This window comes from Kribbella sp. NPDC056345, assembly GCF_042262745.1.
In the GTDB taxonomy this organism is placed as follows: Bacteria; Actinomycetota; Actinomycetes; order Propionibacteriales; family Kribbellaceae; genus Kribbella.
Genome location: NZ_JBHJQQ010000006.1, coordinates 49,770 through 69,990 on the forward strand (window position 1 = coordinate 49,770; position 20,221 = coordinate 69,990).

General features: G+C 66.6%; 18 protein-coding genes. 7 read left to right on the forward strand and 11 right to left on the reverse strand.

The genetic code is table 11. From position 1 onward, the window contains the following. Positions 1-197 precede the first annotated feature (197 nt). The 6 genes from ACFCV3_RS21955 to ACFCV3_RS21980 all read right to left on the reverse strand — a co-directional run bounded on the left by ACFCV3_RS21955 (position 198) and on the right by ACFCV3_RS21980 (position 6,610). Complete coding sequence (locus tag ACFCV3_RS21955) at positions 198-527, reverse strand: DUF6980 family protein (protein WP_376032536.1); 330 nt, start codon at positions 525-527, stop codon at positions 198-200. Then, positions 524-2,083, reverse strand: coding sequence for an AMP-binding protein (locus tag ACFCV3_RS21960; RefSeq protein WP_376032538.1), 1,560 nt, complete (start codon positions 2,081-2,083; stop codon positions 524-526). The genes ACFCV3_RS21955 and ACFCV3_RS21960 overlap by 4 nt, the downstream gene beginning before the upstream one ends. Next, entirely contained in the window at positions 2,080-2,970 is an 891-nt protein-coding gene (locus ACFCV3_RS21965; protein WP_376032540.1) for an SDR family NAD(P)-dependent oxidoreductase, read from the reverse strand. Before ACFCV3_RS21965 ends, ACFCV3_RS21960 begins: the two co-directional genes overlap by 4 nt. A 155-nt stretch (positions 2,971-3,125) precedes the next feature. After that, on the reverse strand, positions 3,126-3,653 hold the full coding sequence (locus ACFCV3_RS21970) for a ferritin (protein WP_376032542.1): 528 nt from the start codon (positions 3,651-3,653) through the stop codon (positions 3,126-3,128). 51 nt (positions 3,654-3,704) lie between these two features. Further along, on the reverse strand, positions 3,705-5,597 hold the full coding sequence (locus ACFCV3_RS21975; protein WP_376032544.1) for a DUF2264 domain-containing protein: 1,893 nt from the start codon (positions 5,595-5,597) through the stop codon (positions 3,705-3,707). Further along, on the reverse strand, positions 5,594-6,610 hold the full coding sequence (locus tag ACFCV3_RS21980; protein ID WP_376032546.1) for a hydroxyacid dehydrogenase: 1,017 nt from the start codon (positions 6,608-6,610) through the stop codon (positions 5,594-5,596). The genes ACFCV3_RS21975 and ACFCV3_RS21980 overlap by 4 nt, the downstream gene beginning before the upstream one ends. 191 nt (positions 6,611-6,801) lie before the next feature. Here ACFCV3_RS21980 and ACFCV3_RS21985 point away from each other — a divergent pair, with 191 nt between their 5' ends. Beyond that, complete coding sequence (locus tag ACFCV3_RS21985; RefSeq protein WP_376032548.1) at positions 6,802-7,716, forward strand: proteasome assembly chaperone family protein; 915 nt, start codon at positions 6,802-6,804, stop codon at positions 7,714-7,716. A gap of 171 nt (positions 7,717-7,887) precedes the next feature. On the opposite strand, the gene ACFCV3_RS21990 is transcribed toward ACFCV3_RS21985, so the two are convergent. Further along, a complete protein-coding gene (locus tag ACFCV3_RS21990; RefSeq protein WP_376032550.1) occupies positions 7,888-8,322 on the reverse strand; it encodes a DoxX family protein in 435 nt (144 codons plus the stop codon). 174 nt (positions 8,323-8,496) lie between these two features. On the opposite strand from ACFCV3_RS21990, the gene ACFCV3_RS21995 reads away from it, so the two are divergent. Both ACFCV3_RS21995 and thrS read left to right on the forward strand, forming a co-directional pair. Next, positions 8,497-9,336 (forward strand): acyl-CoA thioesterase, encoded by an 840-nt coding sequence (locus tag ACFCV3_RS21995; RefSeq protein WP_376032552.1) that lies wholly within the window; start codon positions 8,497-8,499, stop codon positions 9,334-9,336. A gap of 167 nt (positions 9,337-9,503) precedes the next feature. Then, positions 9,504-10,745, forward strand: coding sequence for a threonine--tRNA ligase (gene thrS / locus ACFCV3_RS22000; protein ID WP_376032554.1), 1,242 nt, complete (start codon positions 9,504-9,506; stop codon positions 10,743-10,745). Positions 10,746-10,795: 50 nt separating this feature from the next. Here thrS and ACFCV3_RS22005 read toward each other — a convergent pair whose 3' ends face one another. From ACFCV3_RS22005 to ACFCV3_RS22020, 4 genes are read right to left on the reverse strand one after another with little or no spacing between them, the layout of a single operon-like run. After that, positions 10,796-11,650: a MaoC/PaaZ C-terminal domain-containing protein gene (locus tag ACFCV3_RS22005; protein ID WP_376032556.1), complete on the reverse strand. Its 855-nt coding sequence runs from the start codon at positions 11,648-11,650 to the stop codon at positions 10,796-10,798. A 1-nt stretch (position 11,651) separates the two neighbouring features. After that, the gene (locus ACFCV3_RS22010) at positions 11,652-12,998 is read right to left on the reverse strand and encodes a 3-oxoacyl-ACP reductase (protein WP_376032558.1); all 1,347 of its coding nucleotides are present in this window, start codon (positions 12,996-12,998) and stop codon (positions 11,652-11,654) included. Between the two features lie 9 nt (positions 12,999-13,007). Continuing rightward, positions 13,008-14,285, reverse strand: coding sequence for an acetyl-CoA C-acetyltransferase (locus ACFCV3_RS22015; protein ID WP_376032560.1), 1,278 nt, complete (start codon positions 14,283-14,285; stop codon positions 13,008-13,010). Continuing rightward, positions 14,282-15,022, reverse strand: coding sequence for a TetR/AcrR family transcriptional regulator (locus ACFCV3_RS22020; protein WP_376032562.1), 741 nt, complete (start codon positions 15,020-15,022; stop codon positions 14,282-14,284). Before ACFCV3_RS22020 ends, ACFCV3_RS22015 begins: the two co-directional genes overlap by 4 nt. A gap of 111 nt (positions 15,023-15,133) precedes the next feature. Here ACFCV3_RS22020 and ACFCV3_RS22025 point away from each other — a divergent pair, with 111 nt between their 5' ends. From ACFCV3_RS22025 to ACFCV3_RS22040, 4 genes are all read left to right on the forward strand, one after another. Beyond that, the gene (locus tag ACFCV3_RS22025) at positions 15,134-16,468 is read left to right on the forward strand and encodes an acyl-CoA dehydrogenase family protein (protein ID WP_376032564.1); all 1,335 of its coding nucleotides are present in this window, start codon (positions 15,134-15,136) and stop codon (positions 16,466-16,468) included. A 434-nt stretch (positions 16,469-16,902) separates the two neighbouring features. After that, positions 16,903-17,880, forward strand: coding sequence for a hypothetical protein (locus tag ACFCV3_RS22030; RefSeq protein WP_376032566.1), 978 nt, complete (start codon positions 16,903-16,905; stop codon positions 17,878-17,880). Then, positions 17,867-18,538: a hypothetical protein gene (locus tag ACFCV3_RS22035; protein ID WP_376032568.1), complete on the forward strand. Its 672-nt coding sequence runs from the start codon at positions 17,867-17,869 to the stop codon at positions 18,536-18,538. Before ACFCV3_RS22030 ends, ACFCV3_RS22035 begins: the two co-directional genes overlap by 14 nt. Before the next feature lie 607 nt (positions 18,539-19,145). Continuing rightward, positions 19,146-20,207 (forward strand): CHAT domain-containing protein, encoded by a 1,062-nt coding sequence (locus ACFCV3_RS22040; protein WP_376032570.1) that lies wholly within the window; start codon positions 19,146-19,148, stop codon positions 20,205-20,207. The last annotated feature ends 14 nt before the right edge of the window (positions 20,208-20,221 follow it).

Here is a 20,221-nt window from a genome sequence, read left to right on the forward strand (position 1 = left end):
CATCCGACCGCCCAAGCAGCCACCGCTGAGCGTGAACCGTCTGCCTCACGGGAGGTTGGTGAGTGCTGGCGGTCCAGCTCGCTCGCGCGGTCGAGCCGGACCGATTCGCGCGGGTGAGCAGACCCCGCAGAGGGCTTGAACAAGTCACGACTTGTCTCGGCCCACCAGTTCCTGTGCATACCCCCGGCAACTGCCCCTCAGCTTCGGGGGTGGGTGTCCTTCGTGCCGCGCCCGAGCCACCGGTCGTCCTCGAACTCGGCAGGAACCTCGTCCGAACCCGGATCGATCCCGAGGCGTTCCAGCGAGTCGAACCACCGGTCCCGTTCCGATTCGGGCAGGCGCTGTCCGCACCACGGGCAGAACTCGATGCCGATGACGGACGATCCGCCGTCGTGGATGATCAGCCCGTACTCCTGGAACTTGGCGCTGAACGTCACCAGCATGTCCGCGCATTCGAACGGATCGTCGTGCTGATCGCAGGTCACGTTCACCTGCCGGTCCATCGTCTCGCAGCAGTGCGCGGTCATCCGCCGAACCTATTACGCAGAACCTTCCCAGTCGCGTTCCGTGGGAACTCGTCGACGATCACGATCTCGCGAGGAGTCTTGTACCGAGCCAGGTTCGCCCGGACATACGCGATCAGCTCATCCGGAGTCGCCTCCCCACGCAGTACGACGTACCCCACCAGTCGCTGACCGAAGTCCTCATCCGGCACACCCACCACCACGGCCTCCGCCACCGCGGGATGGCTGGCGAGGCTGTCCTCGACCTCGGCCGGATACACGTTCTCCCCGCCGGACACGATCATGTCGTCCTCGCGCCCGTCGATGAACAACCGCCCCGACCGATCCAGATGCCCCATGTCTCCGGTACTCATCCGCCGGCCGACGACAGTCTTGCTCGATCCATCGGAGTACCCACCGAACACCAGCCCGCTGCTCACAAAGATCCGCCCAGTCTCCCCAACAGGCACCGACTCGCCCGAGTCGTCCAGGATCCGCACCGAGCTCCCGAGGCATGCCCGCCCAACCGTCCCCGGTGCCGCGAGCAGATCCGCCGACGTGGCGATCGTCGCGATCCCGACCTCACTCGACCCATACGCATCACACAACACCGGCCCGAACTGCCCAATGAACTGCGACGCCAACGGCGCCCCCAACGCCGACGCCCCCGACAGCACCACCCGCAACGACCCCAGATCGTGCCCCGCGGCACCGACGTCGAGCATCCGCCGCAGCATCACCGGTACGGCGACAATCACGCCCACTCGGTGCGCCGAAACCTGCCGAAGCACCTCCGCAGCGTCGAACTTCCGCGCCAACACCAACGGCGACCCAAGAAACAACGCCAGCATCGACGTCAGCAACCCAAGCCCATGGAACAGCGGCGGACCGATCACCACCGGCTCCCCGGACCGCAACCCGCACCGCGCCAACGCACTCCCAGTCAACCCAGCTAACCCGAGCGCAGTCGGCACCCGCGGCGCGGCCTTCGGCGTACCGGTCGTTCCAGAAGTGAGGATCGTGATATGCCCCGGCCTCGCTGGCTTCGGCGCCTCCTCCGCAGCCGACGCGACCAACGAGGAAAGATCGGACAGTACGGCGGGAATCCCAGCAGGCACGTCGAATTCAGCATCATGCACCAGCAGATCCGGCCGATGCCGCTCGAGTACGGCGGCCAGCTGCGGGGGAGCGAACTCCGTATTCACGAACAGCACATCCGCCCCGACCCGCGAAGCCGCCAGCGTCGCCTCCAGGAACCCCCGGTGGTTCCGGCACAACACCGCAACCTTGCTCCCGGCAACGATCTTGTGATCAGCGTGCAGACCGGCCGCGATCCGCTCGCAGCGCCGATCCAGTTCGCCGTACGTCGTCGTACCGTCCTCGTCGATCACCGCCGCGCGATCGGGATACCGCACCGCGGCCACCACGCCGAGCGCAGCCATCGACTGCCCCCAGTGCCGCAGCGCCCGCTCGATCCCGACGACATGCCCAGGGTGCATCGGCCGCCAGATCCCGGAGCGAGCCACGGCCACCGGCATCCCACCGAGCTCCGCGACATTGCGCAGCACCGAAGCGATCACTCCGAACTCCGCGGTTTGCGCGACCGATCCGATCGCCGGAAGTAGGACTCCAGCAACCGATCCGTCGGTACCCGGAACAGGTTCCCGAGTACGTCGGCCGGCCGGACCATCGGCGGGGTGATGTTGTTCGGCCGCTGGGCGATCGCCGTACAGACGTGGTCCGCGGCCTGCTCCGGACTCAGCCCCGGCATCTTGTTCAGCAGCGGCGTCGGCTCGCTCATCCGCGTGTGCACCAGCCCCATGTAGACGGTCGAGGTGGTGACCCCGTCGCCACGGATCTCCTGCGAAACACACCGCAACCACACGTCGAAAGCCGACTTCGACGCCAGGTACGCCGACCAGCGCGCCATCGGGGGAGTCCGCACCCCGGCGGTCGACACGTTGACGATATGCCCGGAGCGTCGCGAGCGCATCGACGGCAGGAGTTCGAGCACGAGCTTGGCCGGGCCGAGATAGTTGACCGCGTTGGTCCGCTCGATGTCGTGGAACCGCTGGTACGAATCCGCGACCGACCGCCGGATCGACTTCCCGGCGTTGCTGACGAGAACGTCGACCCGCCCGTGCTCAGCAAGAATCGTCCGAACCAGCGCCTCAACAGCTGGCGGATCAGCGAGGTTGGTGGGATACGCGAAGGCCTTCCCACCCTCGGAATGGATCTGCGAAGCGACCGCGGTCAGCTGATCAGCCGTCCGTGCTACCAGCAGCACCGTCGCACCGGCTCGCGCCAGCCGGCGTGCGGTCGCCTCACCGATCCCGTACGACGAACCGGACACCAGCACGATCTTGTCCCGTACGGCGGCCGCGAGCTGGTCATCCGGAATCCGGGACCGGCCGTTCGTCAGAGCGACGAGCAACGACCATCCGGGCGGGCGCTTCGCGGTCACCATGTGAGCGACATTACCCGCAAGTAGTGCCCAGCGACAGAGGAAAGGTTAAACCGAGTTTACAGCCGAGCAGCCGAGCGGCGGAGCTGCCGGGGTCGACGGCCACCAGACCCCGGCCCGCTCCGCAAGTAGCACAGCCGCACGAGTACTACGAAACCTCAGACAGTCCCGCCGGCCGCGGTCGGCGCGGTCGGGTCGTCGCCGTTGTCGCCGACGGTCTCGCGGGCCATGAAGTCCTCGAGGTGGAACAGGTTGTCGCCGGCGCGCTTGGCAACGTTCACCAGCGTGTTCATCGCGGCGACCTCCTCGACCTGCTCCTTGAGGAACCACTGCATGAACTGCTCGCCGACGTAGTCGCTCTCGTCGCGCGCCGTCCGGGCCAGCGTCTCGATCTGCTTGGTGACCGTGATCTCCTGCTGCAGCGCGAGCTCCAGCGGCTCCAGCGCCGTCTTGAAGTCCGACGCCACCTCGCCGACACCAGGAATGTGCGGCCGGATGTCCTTGTCCAGCAGGTACTGGACCATCATCATCGCGTGGTTGCGCTCTTCCAGGGCCTGCTTGTAGAAGTGCGCGGCCAGCTGCGGAAGGTCCTGGTCGTCGAACCAGACGGCGACCGCCACATACTGCTGGGAGGCCGTGAATTCGTTGCGGATCTGCTCCTGCAATAGCTTCTCGTACGTGCTCATGCAGCCAATGTAGTTCTCCCGCGCAGATTTATCATCGTTGGCGAGGCTGGCCTAACCACCGAGCGTGACAACCTCGGAACCCCCACCAGGCAGCGTGATCCGGACCGTCGTCCCGGTCACTTCGACATCGATGCCTTCGGCAAGCGCTTCCGGGCGGAGTGCGTCCCGGGTCAGCACCACGGCGCTCACGAGCACCAGCGGTTCGCCGCGATGCGGAGCAGTCAGGTACGGCGTCGCTGAGTGCGGCCCGAACGCATTGGCTCCGAGGCCCCGGTGCACGCCGGCGCCGTCGTACCCGTGCAGACCGACGATCGCGGACAGTAGTCCTTCGTCGTTCCGCGCAGACGCCGCACTCAAGGAAGCTGTTGCCTCAGGCAATGAATCGCCCGCGACCGTAAAGCCGCCACTCCGGACGAGCGCACCGTCCGGACCGTCAACCAGTGCGCACCGGATCTCCCAACCGCCGTGCACCACCGACGTGGTCTCGATCCGCCACGGCCCCTCGGACCCGAGCCAGGCGTTGTGCCACGACGACGCCGTACGGGCTGTGATTCCCAAGCGCCGGATCCGCCCGCGCCCACTCGACTTCCCGTCGCTGACCAGTGTGATCAGGTTGTCGATCCGCGGCGCATCGTCACTCAGCTCAGGCCCGGCGTGGTTCGCATACGCAAACCGGTTGTAGTGCGGGTCACCTTCCGGCTCAGCACCGGAGGGCTCGGCCAGCGGCTGCTTGTCCGCGCCATGGTTGATCAGGTGCACGACCTGGTCGTGCCGACTCGCGTGCACGAGCCACCCCGGCGCCGGCATCGCCCGCACCTGGTCGGCCTCGTCCAGCGGAATCGTGTCCTCCGCGTCCGCCCAGACCGGGTGCTCCGGCGGCAGGATCAGCCCGACGAAACCCTTCGAAGCCCAGTACGGCGAACCAGGTCCGGAGTACGACTGCGTCGTCGGCAGGAAGGTGTCGTACCAGCCGAGTGTCAGCAGCCCACGCTCATCCGGTACGCCGTGCTCCACGAAATGCCGTGCGATTCCGGAGCACAGCCGCCGCGTCTGACCGGGCGACAGGGGAGTGGCGTCGAGCAGCGCGCCCATCCAGTACGGCGCCGCCGCGGCCATCCGATAGGTCAGCGAACGACCCTGGTAGATCGGCGCACCGTCGTTGCCGACCAGGTGGACGGCGTCCTCGAGGAACAGGCTCAGCCGCTCCTTGTAGACCTTCAACCGATCCTCGTACGCCGCGCCCGGGGTGGCCGCCGCCATCCGCGCCCACAGCCCCGGATACAGGTGCATCGCCCAGCCGATGTAGTTGTCGAACGCCTGCCCATCGCCATCGGAGTACCAGCCGTCACCGACGTACCAGTCCTCGATCCGGTCGAGCCCGCCGTCGATGTCCTCCTGCGAGTACGGCGCACCGACCGAGGCGAGGAACTGCTCGCTGACAACCTGGAACAACCGCCAGTTGTTGTCATGCGTGGTCGACCCGATGAACCCACCGAGCCACTCGGCGACGTGCTGCTGCGCGCGATCGTCGAGTCGCTCCCAGATCCACTCCCGCGACTCGTGCAGCGCAACCGCGATCGCCGCGGCCTCGACCATCTGCTGCGAACGCGGCGTCAGCCGCAGCCACGACTCCGGGTGCTCCGGGTTGGCGCCGTTCGCGACGCCCCGCGCGTACCGCTCGATCAGCGCCTCGCACCCCTTACCCCGCACCCCGGCAATCCGGAACGAGGCCAGCATGAACGACCGCGCAAACCCCTCCAACTGATCCGACGCCGTACCAGACCGGCTCGGCCGCCCCGGCGGCGCGATCAGCGCCGAACCAGGCGAGAAGTACGGCACCAGCGAGTCCAGCAGATGATCCGCCAACGCCTCCCAGTGCGCCCGGGTCCACCCCGTCTGCCGGGAAAGAACGCGGTCAGTGTCCGGCAGGATCAGGCGGGTCATGCGAGCCTTCCCAGTTCTGTGGGGCTGATGGCGTGTTGCAGGGGGCGGCCTGCGGTGAGGTGTTCGAGTTCGCTGACTGCGAGTTCGCCGAGGCGGGCGATCTCGTTGCCGACGGCACCGGCGACGTGCGGGGTGATGAAGACGTTCGGGAGGTCGAGCAACGGGGAATCCGCAGGCAGCGGCTCGGGATCGGTCACGTCCAGTACGGCGTCGATCCGGCCGGCCACGCACTCGGCCTCGAGGGCGGCGGCGTCGATGATCTTGCCGCGGGCCGTGTTGATCAGCACCGAGCCGTCCTTGAGCAGCCCGAGCAGGTGTGCGTTGACCAGCCCGGTGGTTTCCGGCAGGAGCGGCGCGTGCACGCTGAGGATGTCGCTGCGCCGGAACAGGTCGTCGTTCGAAACGAGTTCGGCGCCGAGCCCGGCCGCCTCGTCCGCATTCAGGTACGGGTCGCTGATCAGGACCTCGAGGTCGTACGTCTTCAGCCGCTCGGCCACCAGGCGCGCGATCCGCGACGCCCCGAGCAGGCCGACCGTCGTACCGTAACTGCCCGGCATCCCGTGCGGGTCCGCCTTGCGGCGCTCGATCCGGTACTGCGCTGCCAGGCGGAAGGCTCGTTTCCCCGCCAGCACGATCGCGGCGACCGTGAACTCGGCCACCGGCAGCGCATTCGCAAAGGCCGCCGACGACACCTGGATCCCACGGTCGAACGCGATCGGATCGACGATGTGCTTCACCGAACCGGCCGCGTGCAGGATCGCCTGCAGCTTCGGCGCCGCCTCCAGCACCTCGGGCCCGATCCGCGGGCAGCCCCAGCCGGTCAGCAGGACGTCCACCTCCGGCAGTGCGGCGACGATCGCGGGGTCGTCGAGGAACGACGCTCCCGGTCCGACGGGCAGCACGGTCGCGACCGCGTCCAGGCGGGCCCGGACGCGCGGAACCAGGACACGATCGCGGCTGGCGTCGTTCATGGCCAGCATCACGGTCAGGGCGGAAGCGGATTCGGTGCGCACGAGAGCAACTTAGCAAGCGCTTTCCCAGCCTGTCTCCCGGTGTACCGCATCCCGGGCGTGGCGGGCGAGAATTTTGTTCAGGTTTTTCCCGAAGGCCGGAATGTCCGGCCGGACTCCGGACGTTGTCACCAGACAGGGCAGGATGGAGCAACGCCGAACCCGCCCGGATGGCGACGATGAAGGAGACGACGATGCTGCGACCGGACGACCTCTACGAGATCGTCGACGAGTCGGTGGCGACCGGCCCGGCGGCAACCCCCAAGGTGCTGGTGCACTCCCTGGACGGTTTCATGGACGCCGGCCAGGCCGGCCGCGTGGCCGCGGATCACCTGCTGGAGACGCTGGAGAGCAGCCTGCTGGCGCGCTTCGACGTGGACCTCCTGCACGACTACCGCGCCCGCCGGCCCGAGGTGACGTTCTCCGAGGACCACTTCACCGACTACACGCCGCCGCAGCTCAACCTGTGGCTGCTCACGGATGACGCCGGCGTCGACTTCCTGCTGCTCGAAGGCCCGGAGCCGGACAACCACTGGAACCGGTTCGCCGGTGCGGTGCGGCAGCTGATCGAGCTCTACAACGTGAACCTGACAATCGGCGTACACGGCATTCCGATGGGTGTTCCGCACACGCGGCCGCTGGGCCTGACCGCTCACGCGACTCGTCCGGAGCTGGTGACGCGGTCGAACATCTGGGACGGCGAGATGCGCCTCCCGGCCAGCGCGGGCACGATGCTGCAGGTTCGCCTCGGCGAGGCCGGCAAGGACGCGATGGGCTTCGCGGTCCACGTCCCGCACTACCTCGCGGAGAACCGCTTCCCGGGCGCAGCCCTCGCCCTGGTGCACGCAATCTCGGCCGCGACCGGCCTGCTGCTCCCTAGCAAGGCCCTCCTCGACGAGGCTGCCGTCACCGGCCGCATGGTCGACGAGCAGGTCGAGGCCTCCGACGACGCCTCCGCCGTCGTAAACGCGCTGGAAACCCAGTACGACGCGGCCGCCGGCTCGCTGAGCCGCAAGAGCCTCCTGGCCGACTCCACCCCGTCCGCGGAGGAGCTCGGTGCCGAGGTAGAGCAGTTCCTCGCCGAGCTGAACCGCGAAGAAGACAAGTAATCCCACAAGCAGCGTCGGCCCACCCCGGGGCGGGGGTGGGCCGACGCTTTCGTTTGCGGTCCTGCTGTACAGAAGGACTGTTAGTAGGTCACTCTCGCGACGCAACTGTCCGCGTAGGTGGGGCCTGCCGAGGCGTTTGAGCCCGCTCTTTAACAGTCCTTGTGTACGCCGCTACGCCGGCACGGACTCGCGAGCTGGTGTGCGGATGATGAGGCGGTCGAGGCTGAAGCGGCCGGGGCCGACGGCGGCGATGGTGAGCGCGGCGAGGCCGAGGGCGGCGACCAGTTCCCAGCCGCCGTCACTGGCGAAGATGCCGTTCGGCAGGTGCACGAACAAGAAGGCGCCGGCCATGTTGATGGCCAGCAGTACGCCGGCGATCGGCGTGAGGACACCCAGGATCAGCGCGGCGCCGCCGATGGTCTCGACCCCAGTGGCGAAGTACGCCGAGAGGGTGGGCGACGGAATGCCCATCCCCTGGAAGCCCTGGGCGGTCGCGTCGAGCCCGTTGGTGCGGAACTTCTGCCAGCCGTGCGCGACGAACACGATGCCGACGCCGACGCGGGCGAGCAGCAGAACGACGTCCTGGGCGATGGGGGGCAGCTTCACAACAGGTCTCCTCAAATCAAGTGCGTACTGGTTCAAGCGTTCAGTGGTTGAACGCTCAATCACAAGTCTACCGAAAGCGAGCGAAAGCTCACCGAAAGAGTCCGCGTGACCGGATCCACAGCTCGCCGGGGCGGGATGATGCTGAGCCGGGGGAGCGACCTGTCAGGATGAGACATGCCTGAGTCGCTGGAGGACCTGGTCGAGCTGCTCGACCTCGAGATGATCGACGTCGACCTGTACCGCGGGCAGCAACCGCAGACCGCGCTGCAGCGGGTGTTCGGCGGGCAGGTTCTCGGCCAGGCCCTGGCTGCGGCCGGACGGACGGTCGACGGCGGGCGGATCACCCACTCGCTGCACGCCTACTTCCTGCGCGGCGGCGACACCGCCGTACCGATCATCTACCGGGTCGAGGGCACGCGGGACGGCGGCAGCTTCTCCAGCCGGCGGGTCGTGGCCTCGCAGCACGGCAAGCCGATCTTCTACATGTCCGCGTCGTTCCAGAAGCCCGAGCCGGGGCTGGATCACCAGGAGCCGATCCCGGCGGACGTCGTACCGCCGGACGAGGCGCCGACGCTCGCGAGCGTGCTGGAGGCGCAGTCGGGTCGCCCGGCAGCCGATTGGGATCGGGAGTGGGCTGCGCTGGACATGCGGCTGGCCGGGGTGACCGGGCGGCAGTTCTGGATCCGTGCCTCAGGCAAGCTTCCGGACGACCCAGCACTGCATGCGTGTGTGCTCGCCTATGCGAGCGATCTGACCTTGCTCGGGGCGAGTCTGCTGCCGCACGGCATCGTGATCGGGGACCGGCGGATCCAGCCGGCGTCACTCGATCATGCGCTGTGGTTCCATCGTGAGTTCCGTGCTGACGAGTGGTTGCTGTACGACCAGACGTCGCCGTCGGCCTCGGGTGCGCGTGGATTCTCGACGGGCCGGCTCTATACCGAGGACGGCCGGCTGGTCGCTTCGGTCGCGCAGGAAGGGCTGATCCGGCCGGTCGGATTGGACTTGAGCAAGTGAACGGTTCTGCTACCGTAGATGGCATGTTGCAGCGCGCAGTAGTGACGACGACGCCGGAGTCTGTCCCGGCGCGCTGACACCTGACTGTCAAACCCCGGGGCGATCGCCCCGGGGTTTTTTCTTGTCTGCCTCGAGGTGCCGCCCCATCTCAACGAGGAGACCCCACCATGTACGACCACCGCAAACTCGGCCGCGAACTCGGCCTGTTCGACTCCGACCCGCTGATCGGCGCAGGTCTGCCGTACTGGCTTCCGGCGGGCGCCGCCGTACGGCACGCCTTGGAGAGCTACATCGCCGAAGTCGAACGACGAGCCGGGTATCAGCAGGTGTATTCGCCCGTTCTCGCCAAGAGAGCGCTCTATGAGATCTCTGGTCACTGGGAGAAGTACAGCGACGACATTTACCCACCGATGGACATGGGCGGCGAGGAACTGGTCCTGCGGCCGAGCATCTGCCCGCATCATGCGCTGATCTACCGTTCTCGCGCACACAGCTACCGAGAACTGCCGCTGCGGCTGTCCGAGCTCGGCGGCCAGTACCGTTCCGAGCTGTCCGGCGTGATCGGCGGCCTGAGCCGGGTCCGCGCGATGCAGCTGAACGACGCGCACATCTTCTGCCGCCCCGACCAGGTCGCCGAGGAAGCCCAGAGAGCGCTCTCGCTGATCAACCAGGCGTACGCCGATCTCGGGATCCGCGCCACCCGCTACGTTCTCGCGCTCCCCGCCGAGGACGCGCCCATCGGCAGCCCCGACAGCAAGTACGTCGGCGATCCCGAGAGCTGGTCCCACGCCGCAGATCTCCTGAGAGATGTTCTTGAGAACGCCGTTCTCGAGTACGTCGAGTCTCCGGGCGACGCGGCGTTCTACGGTCCCAAGATCGATGTTCAGGTGATCGATTCGGCCGGCCGGGAGTACAGCCTGTCCACCATCCAGATCGACTTCAACCAGCCGGAGCGGTTCGGTCTCGAGTACATCGGTGCCGACGGCAACAAGCACCGGCCGGTGATGGTGCACCGGGCGATCGTCGGCAGCATCGAGCGAGCGGTCGCTCAGGTGATCGAGGTGCACGGCGGCGCGTTCCCAGCCTGGCTCGCGCCCGTACAGCTCGTGGTCCTCCCGATCTCCGACGACGAGGAGAAGCTGGCCGCCGAGGTCGCCCGACGGGCCTCGGCACGTGGCCTGCGAGTCGAGATCGCCCACGCCGACGAGGGCAACCTCGGAGCGCGGATCCGCGAGAACCGGCTCGCGCCGTACCAGGCCATCCTCGGCGCCCGCGAGGCCGCCGTCGGCCACCTCGCCATCCGCGAACGCGACGGCAGCCGCCACGACCCCGCACCCATCGGCGAAGTCCTCGACCGGATCGCGCGCGAGGTGATTCCCCAGGCCATCGCAATTGCAGCCGACAACTGAGACTGAGCGTGAACGCGACCCCGCCAGGCCAATTGTGATGGCCTGGCGGTTCAGTCCTCCTGCAACTGCCCGATCAGATGAGTCACCTCGTGCGACTCGTCGTACAGAACGAAGTCAGTCGTCTTGCCACCAACGGCATACCCGAACTGAGCGCGAGACGGCAGCAGCAGCGGTTTGCGGAAGTCGACCCGGACGGTAAACGCCTCCGGCAGCTTCCCCGCCCGCTCCAGCGAAGCAAGCGCCGCAGCCTTGGCCCACATCCCGTGCGCGATCTGCCGCGGGAACCCAAAGGCCTGCGCAGTCAGCTTGAACAGATGGATCGGATTCCGGTCACCAGACGCAGCCGCATACCGCCGGCCGAGATTGCCCCGCAGATCCCACCAAGCCTGAGGCGGCAGCTCCGGATCCGGCAGCAGATCGACATGCCCCTCCGAACCCTTGGACCGACTCAACAAAGTCGTCAGATCCGTCCACACCACATCGCCGTCAACCAACACCTCGCTGACGATGTCGAACACCGTCCCCTTCGGATGCGGCCGCTCCGGCGTGCTGTGCACGCGGATCGCCGGCTCCGCATGGATCGGCAGCGCCCGCTTCTGCGTGATCGTGTTGGACAGGTGCACGATCCCCATCGGCTTGTAGGGGAACGACGGGTCCGACATCAGATCGAGGTGCAGCGGAAAGGCGAGGACATGCGGGTACGTCGCCGGCAGCGCCGGCCCAGCTGGGAACCCGGTGACATCCCGGTAAGCGGCCAGATGATCCTGGTCGATCGCCGAGTGCGGCAGCTCGAGAGTCAGACCGTCCTCATCCGGCTCGTAGTCGGCGCGCCGGAGCGTCGCCTTCACCGTTTTCGCGTAGAGACCGCTGAGGCTCGGGGAGTCGTCGTACCGACGCGTCGGCATGTCAGGCGCCCAGCATGCTCTGACCGCAGACGCGGATCACGTTGCCGGTGACACCGGCCGAGGCCGGGTCGGCGAACCACGCGATCGTCTCGGCCACATCGATCGGCAACCCGCCCTGCTGCAGCGAGTTGATCCGCCGACCGACCTCGCGAATCGTGAACGGAACCTTCGCCGTCATCTCGGTCTCGATGAACCCAGGCGCCACCGCGTTGATCCGGATCTGCTTCTCGGCCAGCTTCGGCGCGAGCGCCTGCACGAGACCGATCACGCCTGCCTTCGAGGTCGCGTAGTTCGTCTGCCCGTTGTTGCCCGCGATCCCAGCGATACTCGCGACACCGATGATCGAGCCGCCGGCCCGGATGATCCCCGCCTCGACAAGGTGTGCGGTGATCCGCTCCGGAGCGCGCAGGTTCACATCCAGTACGGCGTCCCAGGTGTCGGTGCGCATGTTGGCCAGCCGCTTGTCCCGGGTGATGCCTGCGTTGTGCACGACGATGTCGAGACCGGCGTACTGCTCCTGGGCATGAGCGGCGATCCGCTGCGCGGCGTCGACCGCGGTCACGTCGAGGAGGAGCTCGGAACCGCCGAGCCGGGTCATCACCTTGCGCAGCGGATCCGCGTTCTGCGCGACATCAACACCGAGGATGGTCGCGCCGTCGCGGGCGAGCGTGTCCGCGATCGCGGCCCCGATACCACGGGCCGCACCGGTCACCAGGGCGACCTTGCCGGCCAGTGGGCGCTCCGGGTCGTTGCCGACCAGCGGCCCCGTCCCGACCCGCGCAACCTGACCGTCGACGTACGCGGACTTGGGGGAGAGGAAGAACCGCAGGGTCGAATCGAGCTGCTCGTGCGCGTCCGGAGCGACGTACACGAGGTTGACCGTCGCGCCGCGCTTGACCTCCTTGCCGAGCGAGCGGGTGAAGCCCTCGAGCGCACGCTGGGCGATGTGCTGCTCGGTGGACGTCGCGAGCTCCGGCGTTCGGCCGACCACGATCACGCGGCCTGCCGGTGCGAGCTGGCGGATGACGGGGGAGAAGAAGCGCTGCAGGCTCGTCAGGTCGGCCGTCGACAACGCACCGGTCGCGTCGAAGACCAGGGCCTTCGGGCGGATCTGGCTCGACGCCACGCCCTCGGTCGCCGTACTGAAGGAGGCGCCGATATCACGCAGTAGTGCCTGAATCGCCTTACCTGCCTCGGTCTCACCGATCGCGCCGAAGACGACCGAGCCGTCGATGACGCGCGAACCCTCGGTCCAGCGCTGCAGCGGCACCGGGTCGGGCAGCCCGAGGTTCTTCACCAGGGTCTGACCGAGCGGGGTCCGGGTGAAGGTCTGGTAGCGGTCCGTCATGGGTTGCTCCTACTTCTCGAGGATGGCGACGACACCCTGGCCGCCCGCGGCGCAGATCGAGATCAGGCCGCGGCCACCGCCGTTCTCGTCGAGTTGCTTGGCCAGCGCGGCGACGATCCGCCCGCCGGTTGCCGCGAACGGGTGGCCCGCGGCGAGTGAGCTGCCGTTCACGTTCAGCTTGGCGCGGTCGATCTCGCCCAGCGGGGCGTCGAGGCCGAGCCGCTCCTTGCAGAAGATCGGATCCTCCCACGCCTTCAGCGTCGACAGCACCTGGGAGGCGAACGCCTCGTGGATCTCGTAGTAGTCGAAGTCCTGCAACGTGAGCCCGGCCCTTTGGAGCATCCGCGGCACCGCGTAGGCGGGAGCCATCAGCAGGCCCTCGGCGCCCTTGACGTAGTCGACCGCCGCGGTCTGCGAATGCGTCAGATACGCGAGCGGACGCAGGCCGTGCTCCTCGGCCCACTCGTCCGTGCTCAGCAGTACGGCGGACGCTCCGTCGGTCAGCGGCGTCGAGTTGCCGGCCGTCATGGTCGCCGTCTCACCCTTGCCGAACACGGGCTTCAGCCGGGCCAGCTTCTCGATCGTGGTGTCCGGGCGCAGGTTCTGGTCCTTCTCGAGACCGAGGTACGGCGTGATCAGATCCTGCTGGAAACCGCGGTCGTACGCCGCCGCCAGGTTCACGTGGGAGCGGTACGCGAGCTCGTCCTGCGCCTCGCGGGTGATGCCCCACTCCAGCGCGGTCAGCGCGGCATGGTCACCCATCGACTTGCGGGTGCGCGGCTCCGCGTTCCGCGGGATCTCCGGTACGACGTCCTTCGGGCGAACCCGGGCGAGCACCTTCAACCGCTCCGGGTACGTCTTGGCCCGGTTCAGATCGAGCAGGATGTTGCGCAGCTTGTCATTGACCGCGATCGGCGCGTCGGACGCGGTGTCGACACCACCCGCGATCCCGGCGTCGATCTGGCCGAGCGCGATCTTGTTGCCGACCAGGATCGCGGCCTCCAGCCCGGTCCCACAGGCCTGCTGGATGTCGTACGCCGGAGTCGTCGCGGCGAGCTTCGATCCGAGCACGACCTCACGCACCATGTTCCAGTCGCGGGCGTGCTTGAGCACCGCACCGGCGACCACCTCACCGACCTCCTGACCACCGAGCCCGGTCCGGTCGACCAGTCCGTTGATCGCGGCGGTCAGCATGTCGGAGTTCGACGAGTGCCGGTACGTCTTGTCCTGGCGCGCGAACGGAATCCGGTTGCCGGCGACGACGGCCACTCTGCGGGGCTCGGTCATGATTTGTCTCCTGGTCTGCGTGCTCGCTGTGCCTTCTTCGGAACCTCATAGGCGAAGCGCCCCACTGCCGTCGCCAACGTCGCGGTGATCGCGGTCGCCCGCACCGTCGCCACCTCGGCATGATGCACCACCGGATGCCCCGGCTTCCCGCTCGACACGATCAGCCCGACCCTTGCCATGTGCAACGACCCGAGCGTCTGCGTGTACAGGTGATTGGCCAGGTAAGCGGTGTCCGCCTTCGCGAAGGCACCACTGCGCTGACCCGCTTCCAGTACGACGGCGATCCGGTTCAGGGCCGCGGCCATCGCCGTACCGAGGGTGATCATCACCGGCTCGGTGATCTCCCCGAACAGCTCCTCGCCGGTCCTTCTGAGCAGGCTCATCGCGCAGTCGGTGAACGCGGGGAACTCGAGGCAGAAGTCGACGAACACCTCACTGAGCGCCTTCAGCCGGTTGAGCGGTGCCCGCCGTGGGTTGTCGACTTCTTGCAGCCGGGCGTCCAGCTCGCCGAGATAGTCCACCAGCGTGAGAGCGAACAGCTCTTCCTTGCCCGCGAAGTGCCGGTAGATCAGCGCCTTGTTGATCCCGACCCGCTTGGCGATATCGTCGATCTGGGCGTCGATCGAGCCGCGCTCGTCGAACAGCTCCCGGGTGGCCCGGATGATGTCCCGCTCGCGGTCGCGCCGACGCTCCGCCGTGGTCCGGCGGCGTCCGATCGCGAGCAGCGCGGAGCTCATGGACCGATCTTAGCCATACCGGTACCCCCTGGTGCAAACGACGGTTACACTCATCGGTAACATTTCTTTCCCGGATGTTTCGGTACCCCCTGTCGTTGCCGGAGGATGTTGATGACGATGACCGACCCCAAGCCCGCCGTCTCCACCGATGTGATGTCGCTGGCCGGCGAACTCGGCGCCGAGCGGTCGAAGCCGGGCTGGAGCCCCTTCTCGTTCGCCCTGAACGACGAGCAGCGCGAGATCCGCGACTGGACCCACGCCTTCGCCGCCGACGTGATGCGCCCCGCCGCCGCCGAGTGGGACGAACGCGAAACCACCCCCTGGCCGGTGATCCAGGAGGCCGCGAAGATCGGCCTCTACGGCCTCGACATGAACATCAACCTCTTCGTCGACCCGTCCGGCCTGCTGATGCCGCTCGTCCACGAAGAACTCTTCTGGGGCGACGCCGGCATCGGCATGTCCCTCAAGGGCACGGGCCTCGCGTCCTCCGCGATCTTCTCGAACGGCACCCCCGAGCAGTGGAGCCAGTGGATGGCCCGCTGCTACGGCACGCCGGATGACGTTCGCGTCGCCGCCTTCTGCTCCTCCGAGCCCGGCGCCGGTTCCGACGTCTCCGCGATCCGCACGCGAGCGACGTACGACGAGAAAACTTCCGAGTGGGTCATCAACGGCCAGAAGGCCTGGGCCACGAACGGCGGCATCGCCGACATCCACGTCGTCGTAGCCACCGTCGACCCCGCGCTGGGCACCAAGGGCCAGGCCGCGTTCGTCGTACCGAAGTCCGAGGTGCGCGGTCTTGAGCAGGGCACCAAGCTCCGCAAGCACGGTCTCCGCGCCTCCCACACCGCCGACGTCTTCTTCGACAACGTCCGCATCCCCGCCGCCAACGTCCTAGGCGGCAAGGAAAAGCTGGACGAGCGCCTCGCCAAGGCCCGCGCCGCCGCCTCAGCCCCCGGAGAGGCCAAGGTCCGCAACGCCTCCATGGCCACCTTCGAAATGACCCGCCACATCGTCGGCGCCCAAGCAGTAGGCATCGCCCGCGCCGCCTACGAGTTCGCCCTCGACTACGCCAAAGGCCGCGAACAGTTCGGCCGCCCGATCATCGACAACCAAGGCATAGCCTTCAAACTCGCCGACATGGCCATGGAAATCGACGCCGCGCGTCTCCTGGTCTGGCGAGCCGCCAACATGTCCGCAGCCCTGATGCGAGGCGAAACCCCCGACTACCGCCACGGCGAAGGCTCCATGGCCAAGCTGAAGGCCGGCGAAGTAGCCGTCAAGGTCACCGAAGAAGCCATCCAGATCCTCGGCGGCAACGGCTACACCCGCGAATACCCCGTAGAACGCATGCACCGAGACGCCAAGATCTACACCATTTTCGAGGGTACGTCGGAAATCCAGCGCCTAGTAATAGCCCGAGCCATCTCCGGCATGCGAATCAGGTAGTAAGTACAGCCCCGCACGCGGACCGGACGCTCCGCTCGTCGCGACGCTCCTCACCGCGCCCGCTCCGCGTGCACCCACCCACCCCCGGCTACCGCCGGAGCATCCCGCGCCGGCTACCGCCGACCAACCACGCGGCTACCGCCGCCTGCAGCGCGCTACAGCGCGCGACCGACCACCGCGGCTGGCGCGTTCCGCCGTTGATCCGCGGTCACGCCGACTGGGTGATTCGCCGCCGCCAGCGGCACGCCCGCTATTGCGTTGCGTCCTACGCACTAGCCCAGCCCAAGAGTTCCGGTGGACTCTGTGCGGACAATCGGGGCGGCCGTCGCGGCGGAACGAGGCAGATCGCGACGTGACCGCGCGTTGCGCTGAGGCGGCGACTGCGCTTCCTCGGTTAGATTGTGCGCCTTGAGTCTCGGAGTCGAGGAGGGGCGATGACGAAGACCAGCGTGAACAGGTTCTTCCTGGGATTGCTAGGCGCCGGATTGCCACTTGTGGTGGGTCTCCTAGGTTTGGTTGCACTGATCGTAGACCTGTTCGGCCCGTTCGACCTTCCCAATGGCTACGGGGATGAGATCCTGATTGCGGCAGCATCAGTAGTCCTGCTCGCCTACTTTGCGCAGCATCGACTCCAGAAGAGCTACGACAAAAGGCATGAAGAGTTGCTCACTCAGGTGGAAGTCATCCTCGGCAGAATCCAAGATCGACTCGAGCCTGTCCGACAGGTACCGGCCGGAGATATCAAGAACCTATTGAAATCTCACGTTGTAGGCGCGAAAGAATATTTATTTCGAGGCGGCTCGGGTAGGTGGCTCCGAAGTTTCACCATGCCGGAGTTGTCGAATGCTACGGACAGAGACGTTCGTCTAACAATTGAACTCTTGGATCCGCGTGATGAGGGACTCTGTGCGGCCTATGCCAGCTACCGGGCGAAAGCGCTTCCTAGCGGCCACGTGCGGGATAATGAGGACGCTCGCCTGATTCAGCGGGACATCCTTGGATCGATCTATGCAGCTGCTTGGTATTCGGCGAGGCGCAGGATGGAGGCGAAGGTGATCCTGTTGCGCTCCTTCAGCCCTCTACGCTACGACGTCTCAAGTGAAGGGCTGATGTTAACGGTTGCAGAGTTGACGGAGCCCGGGCTGTATGCGGCGCCTGGGACTTGGCTTCACAGCAGTGTCGTTGACGAACTGCACCAGGCGAGCCATGGACATGTCGTAGTGGTGCTGCCCGGATTGGCTGAGTGCAACTTCCCGCAAGCATTGGAATCGGTTACGGCGGATGATGTTCGCATGGTCCTCTCGGCCGCGACAGTCAAGGGTGCTAGTGAGGAGACGTCGCTTCTTGATCGGTTCGCCGCCGAGTCCGTCGTCGACTGGGAAAGGGTCGCCACGGATCATGTCCGCAACTGAATCGACTGCAGAGAGCATCCTCCGGTCGGCCATCGACGTGGTTGAGTCAGGTGGCGCTGTAGATGATCCCGTCTTCGCGACGGCTGTACTGAACGCGGCGGCTGACGTGTCGCGGCGATTGCCCGTGACTCAGCATCCTTTGGGTTTTCTGCACCTCGACCTGTCGAACCTGGTGGATCGGCGAACCGCAAGGCTGCACCTGTGGACAGAAGACTTTCTTGCCATGGCCGATCCGTTGGGACGGTTGCATGATCACACTTGGGAGTTGCGAAGCGCGGTTCTGGTGGGTGAACTCACTGACCACGTACTCGTGCCGGTTCAGGATGCGGCTGGTGACTATCTGGCTCATGTCGTCCACTACGAAGATCTCAGAAATCGCATCGAGTCGTCGCCTGAGCGGTGGAGTCTAGATGAACTCCAGGAGCGGACGGTCCGACAAGGTCAGTCATACAACTTGGCGCCGCGACTGGTGCATCGAACGGAAGTTTTCGTACTGCCAACTGCAACGTTGGTTGTTCCCGTAGAGCGAGGCGGTCCAGGGCCGACGGTATTTGCTCCGCGCCAGTTGCGCTGCATCGAGGCGGCATCGCGTGTTCCGATCGACGCGCGTGTGGCCGAAGTTGCTCTTCGCTCCGCGGCCAAGTCGGTCACAGTCTGACGCCCGCGCGGACTGAACACGGGCGAGTGGGATGTTGACTGTCGGTCGACACGGCGTTGCCGCACGCGATCGATGACCCGTGACGGCGTGTCCCGCTATCAACTGTGGTCATGCCGACTCGTGAATTCGCACCTCGCCAGTGCCGATGCCCACCGCTTCGTCGCGCGCTATGCGCCGCCCCCACCATCGCCTTCCTAGCAGGCTGCCCACGAGCTAGGCACTGCCACGAACTGCAGCGTGCGTCCAACAGATCGCATGACCAAATCGGCCGGAAGCTCCTGACGCTCGCGGTCGTGGGGGACCTTGACGCAGTGGTGCAGATCGCTCAGAGCGCCGCCTGTGGCGAATGAGCGATAGTTACAATCGATGTAACTACCAGTCAATGGCAGTTCGGTCGAATGTGTGTGCGAAGATGTCCCTCGGCACAACGACGACCCCGCTCGGGCGGTCCGAACGAGGTCGGCGGCCGAGCGGGGTCAGGTGCGTCCTTTGGACGGGTACGCGTGCCTGACGATACCGACTCAGGTGGTGGCACGTACACATGGGTGCGCGTTTCGCCTGGGTTTGGTCGCCTGGCAGTGCGGGTGTCTATGGAGGCGCCCCTCTGATGAGTTTGTCGATGAATCAGCGCTCGCTTCAGCAGAAGTTGGGGCAACAGGCCGACCTGAGTAAGAAGGCGGCGAGCCTGCGGACGAAGGAAGCTTCGAAGCGGAAGGCCGCCGCCGAGGCGCAGGTGGCGGCTACGCGCACGACCAGCGAGTCGACCCGAAAGCTTCGGGCACGGCAGGCGGACCAAGCCCTCGACGCTGCTAACAAGGCTGCCCAGGACGCCGCGGGTTTGGAGGTGAAGGGCGCGAAGCTCGTCTCCGAGATCGGCGTCCTGCAGGTGAAGATTGCGCGGCAGCAACTGGAGGATTCGGCCAAGACGGAACGGCAGTACCGGTCGGACGCCCGTCGGGCCGAGTTGGAACGCCGGCGACTCGACAATCGCATCAGCTCGATCGAGGTCACGGGCGGCACTGCATTTCGGCCGCCGACCCCACGCCCGGAGAAGCTGCGGGTTCTGATGCTCAGTGCATCGGCCGACGGCGGCTTGCGAATCGGTCGGGAACAAGATCGGATCCGGAAAGCGGTAGAGCGCGCAGTTCACCGGGACTACATCGAGTTCGACATCCGCGCCGCCGCCACTCCGGGCGACCTCGTCGATGGAATCTCACGCTTCAGACCGCACGTGGTGCACTTCTCCGGTCACAGCAACGAGCAGTTCGTCGAGTTCGAAGCCGATGAGGACACGTTCAACGACGGCATCGTAGTTACTGCGAGCGCGTTCGCTAACGCGTGTGCGGCTACGCAGACTCCGCCGGTGTTGGTGGTTTTTAACTCGTGTGGTTCTGAGCGCATCGCCGACCGCGTCGTCGCCGCTGGGGTAGCGCCGCTGGCGATTGGCATGACCGGCGATGTTGAGGACGGTGACGCATTGAACTTCGCGGCCGCGTTTTATGCCGGTCTCACCAACGGCCACGATGTGGAGAGCGCATTCTTGCAGGGCAAGAGCCAGGTAGGCCTGCTCGGCGGAGCTGACGAGGTCCCGTACCTCGCGGTAGCGGTGGACGTCGCGGCTAGTGCAGTGGTGCTGGTCAACCCGGGGGAGTCCACGAGCGTCGCCTGAAAGAGACCGCCGGG

Coding starts and splice junctions, on each gene's coding strand:
- ACFCV3_RS21975 (WP_376032544.1), bottom strand. CDS start 5,597: ATGACCCGCCTGATCCTGCCGGACACTGACCGCGTTCTTTCCCGGCAG.
- thrS (WP_376032554.1), top strand. CDS start 9,504: ATGTACGACCACCGCAAACTCGGCCGCGAACTCGGCCTGTTCGACTCC.
- ACFCV3_RS22020 (WP_376032562.1), bottom strand. CDS start 15,022: ATGAGCTCCGCGCTGCTCGCGATCGGACGCCGCCGGACCACGGCGGAG.
- ACFCV3_RS22025 (WP_376032564.1), top strand. CDS start 15,134: ATGACGATGACCGACCCCAAGCCCGCCGTCTCCACCGATGTGATGTCG.
- ACFCV3_RS21965 (WP_376032540.1), bottom strand. CDS start 2,970: ATGGTGACCGCGAAGCGCCCGCCCGGATGGTCGTTGCTCGTCGCTCTG.
- ACFCV3_RS21970 (WP_376032542.1), bottom strand. CDS start 3,653: ATGAGCACGTACGAGAAGCTATTGCAGGAGCAGATCCGCAACGAATTC.
- ACFCV3_RS21995 (WP_376032552.1), top strand. CDS start 8,497: ATGCCTGAGTCGCTGGAGGACCTGGTCGAGCTGCTCGACCTCGAGATG.
- ACFCV3_RS22030 (WP_376032566.1), top strand. CDS start 16,903: ATGACGAAGACCAGCGTGAACAGGTTCTTCCTGGGATTGCTAGGCGCC.
- ACFCV3_RS22005 (WP_376032556.1), bottom strand. CDS start 11,650: ATGCCGACGCGTCGGTACGACGACTCCCCGAGCCTCAGCGGTCTCTAC.
- ACFCV3_RS22040 (WP_376032570.1), top strand. CDS start 19,146: ATGAGTTTGTCGATGAATCAGCGCTCGCTTCAGCAGAAGTTGGGGCAA.
- ACFCV3_RS21985 (WP_376032548.1), top strand. CDS start 6,802: ATGCTGCGACCGGACGACCTCTACGAGATCGTCGACGAGTCGGTGGCG.
- ACFCV3_RS22035 (WP_376032568.1), top strand. CDS start 17,867: ATGTCCGCAACTGAATCGACTGCAGAGAGCATCCTCCGGTCGGCCATC.
- ACFCV3_RS22015 (WP_376032560.1), bottom strand. CDS start 14,285: ATGACCGAGCCCCGCAGAGTGGCCGTCGTCGCCGGCAACCGGATTCCG.
- ACFCV3_RS21955 (WP_376032536.1), bottom strand. CDS start 527: ATGACCGCGCACTGCTGCGAGACGATGGACCGGCAGGTGAACGTGACC.
- ACFCV3_RS22010 (WP_376032558.1), bottom strand. CDS start 12,998: ATGACGGACCGCTACCAGACCTTCACCCGGACCCCGCTCGGTCAGACC.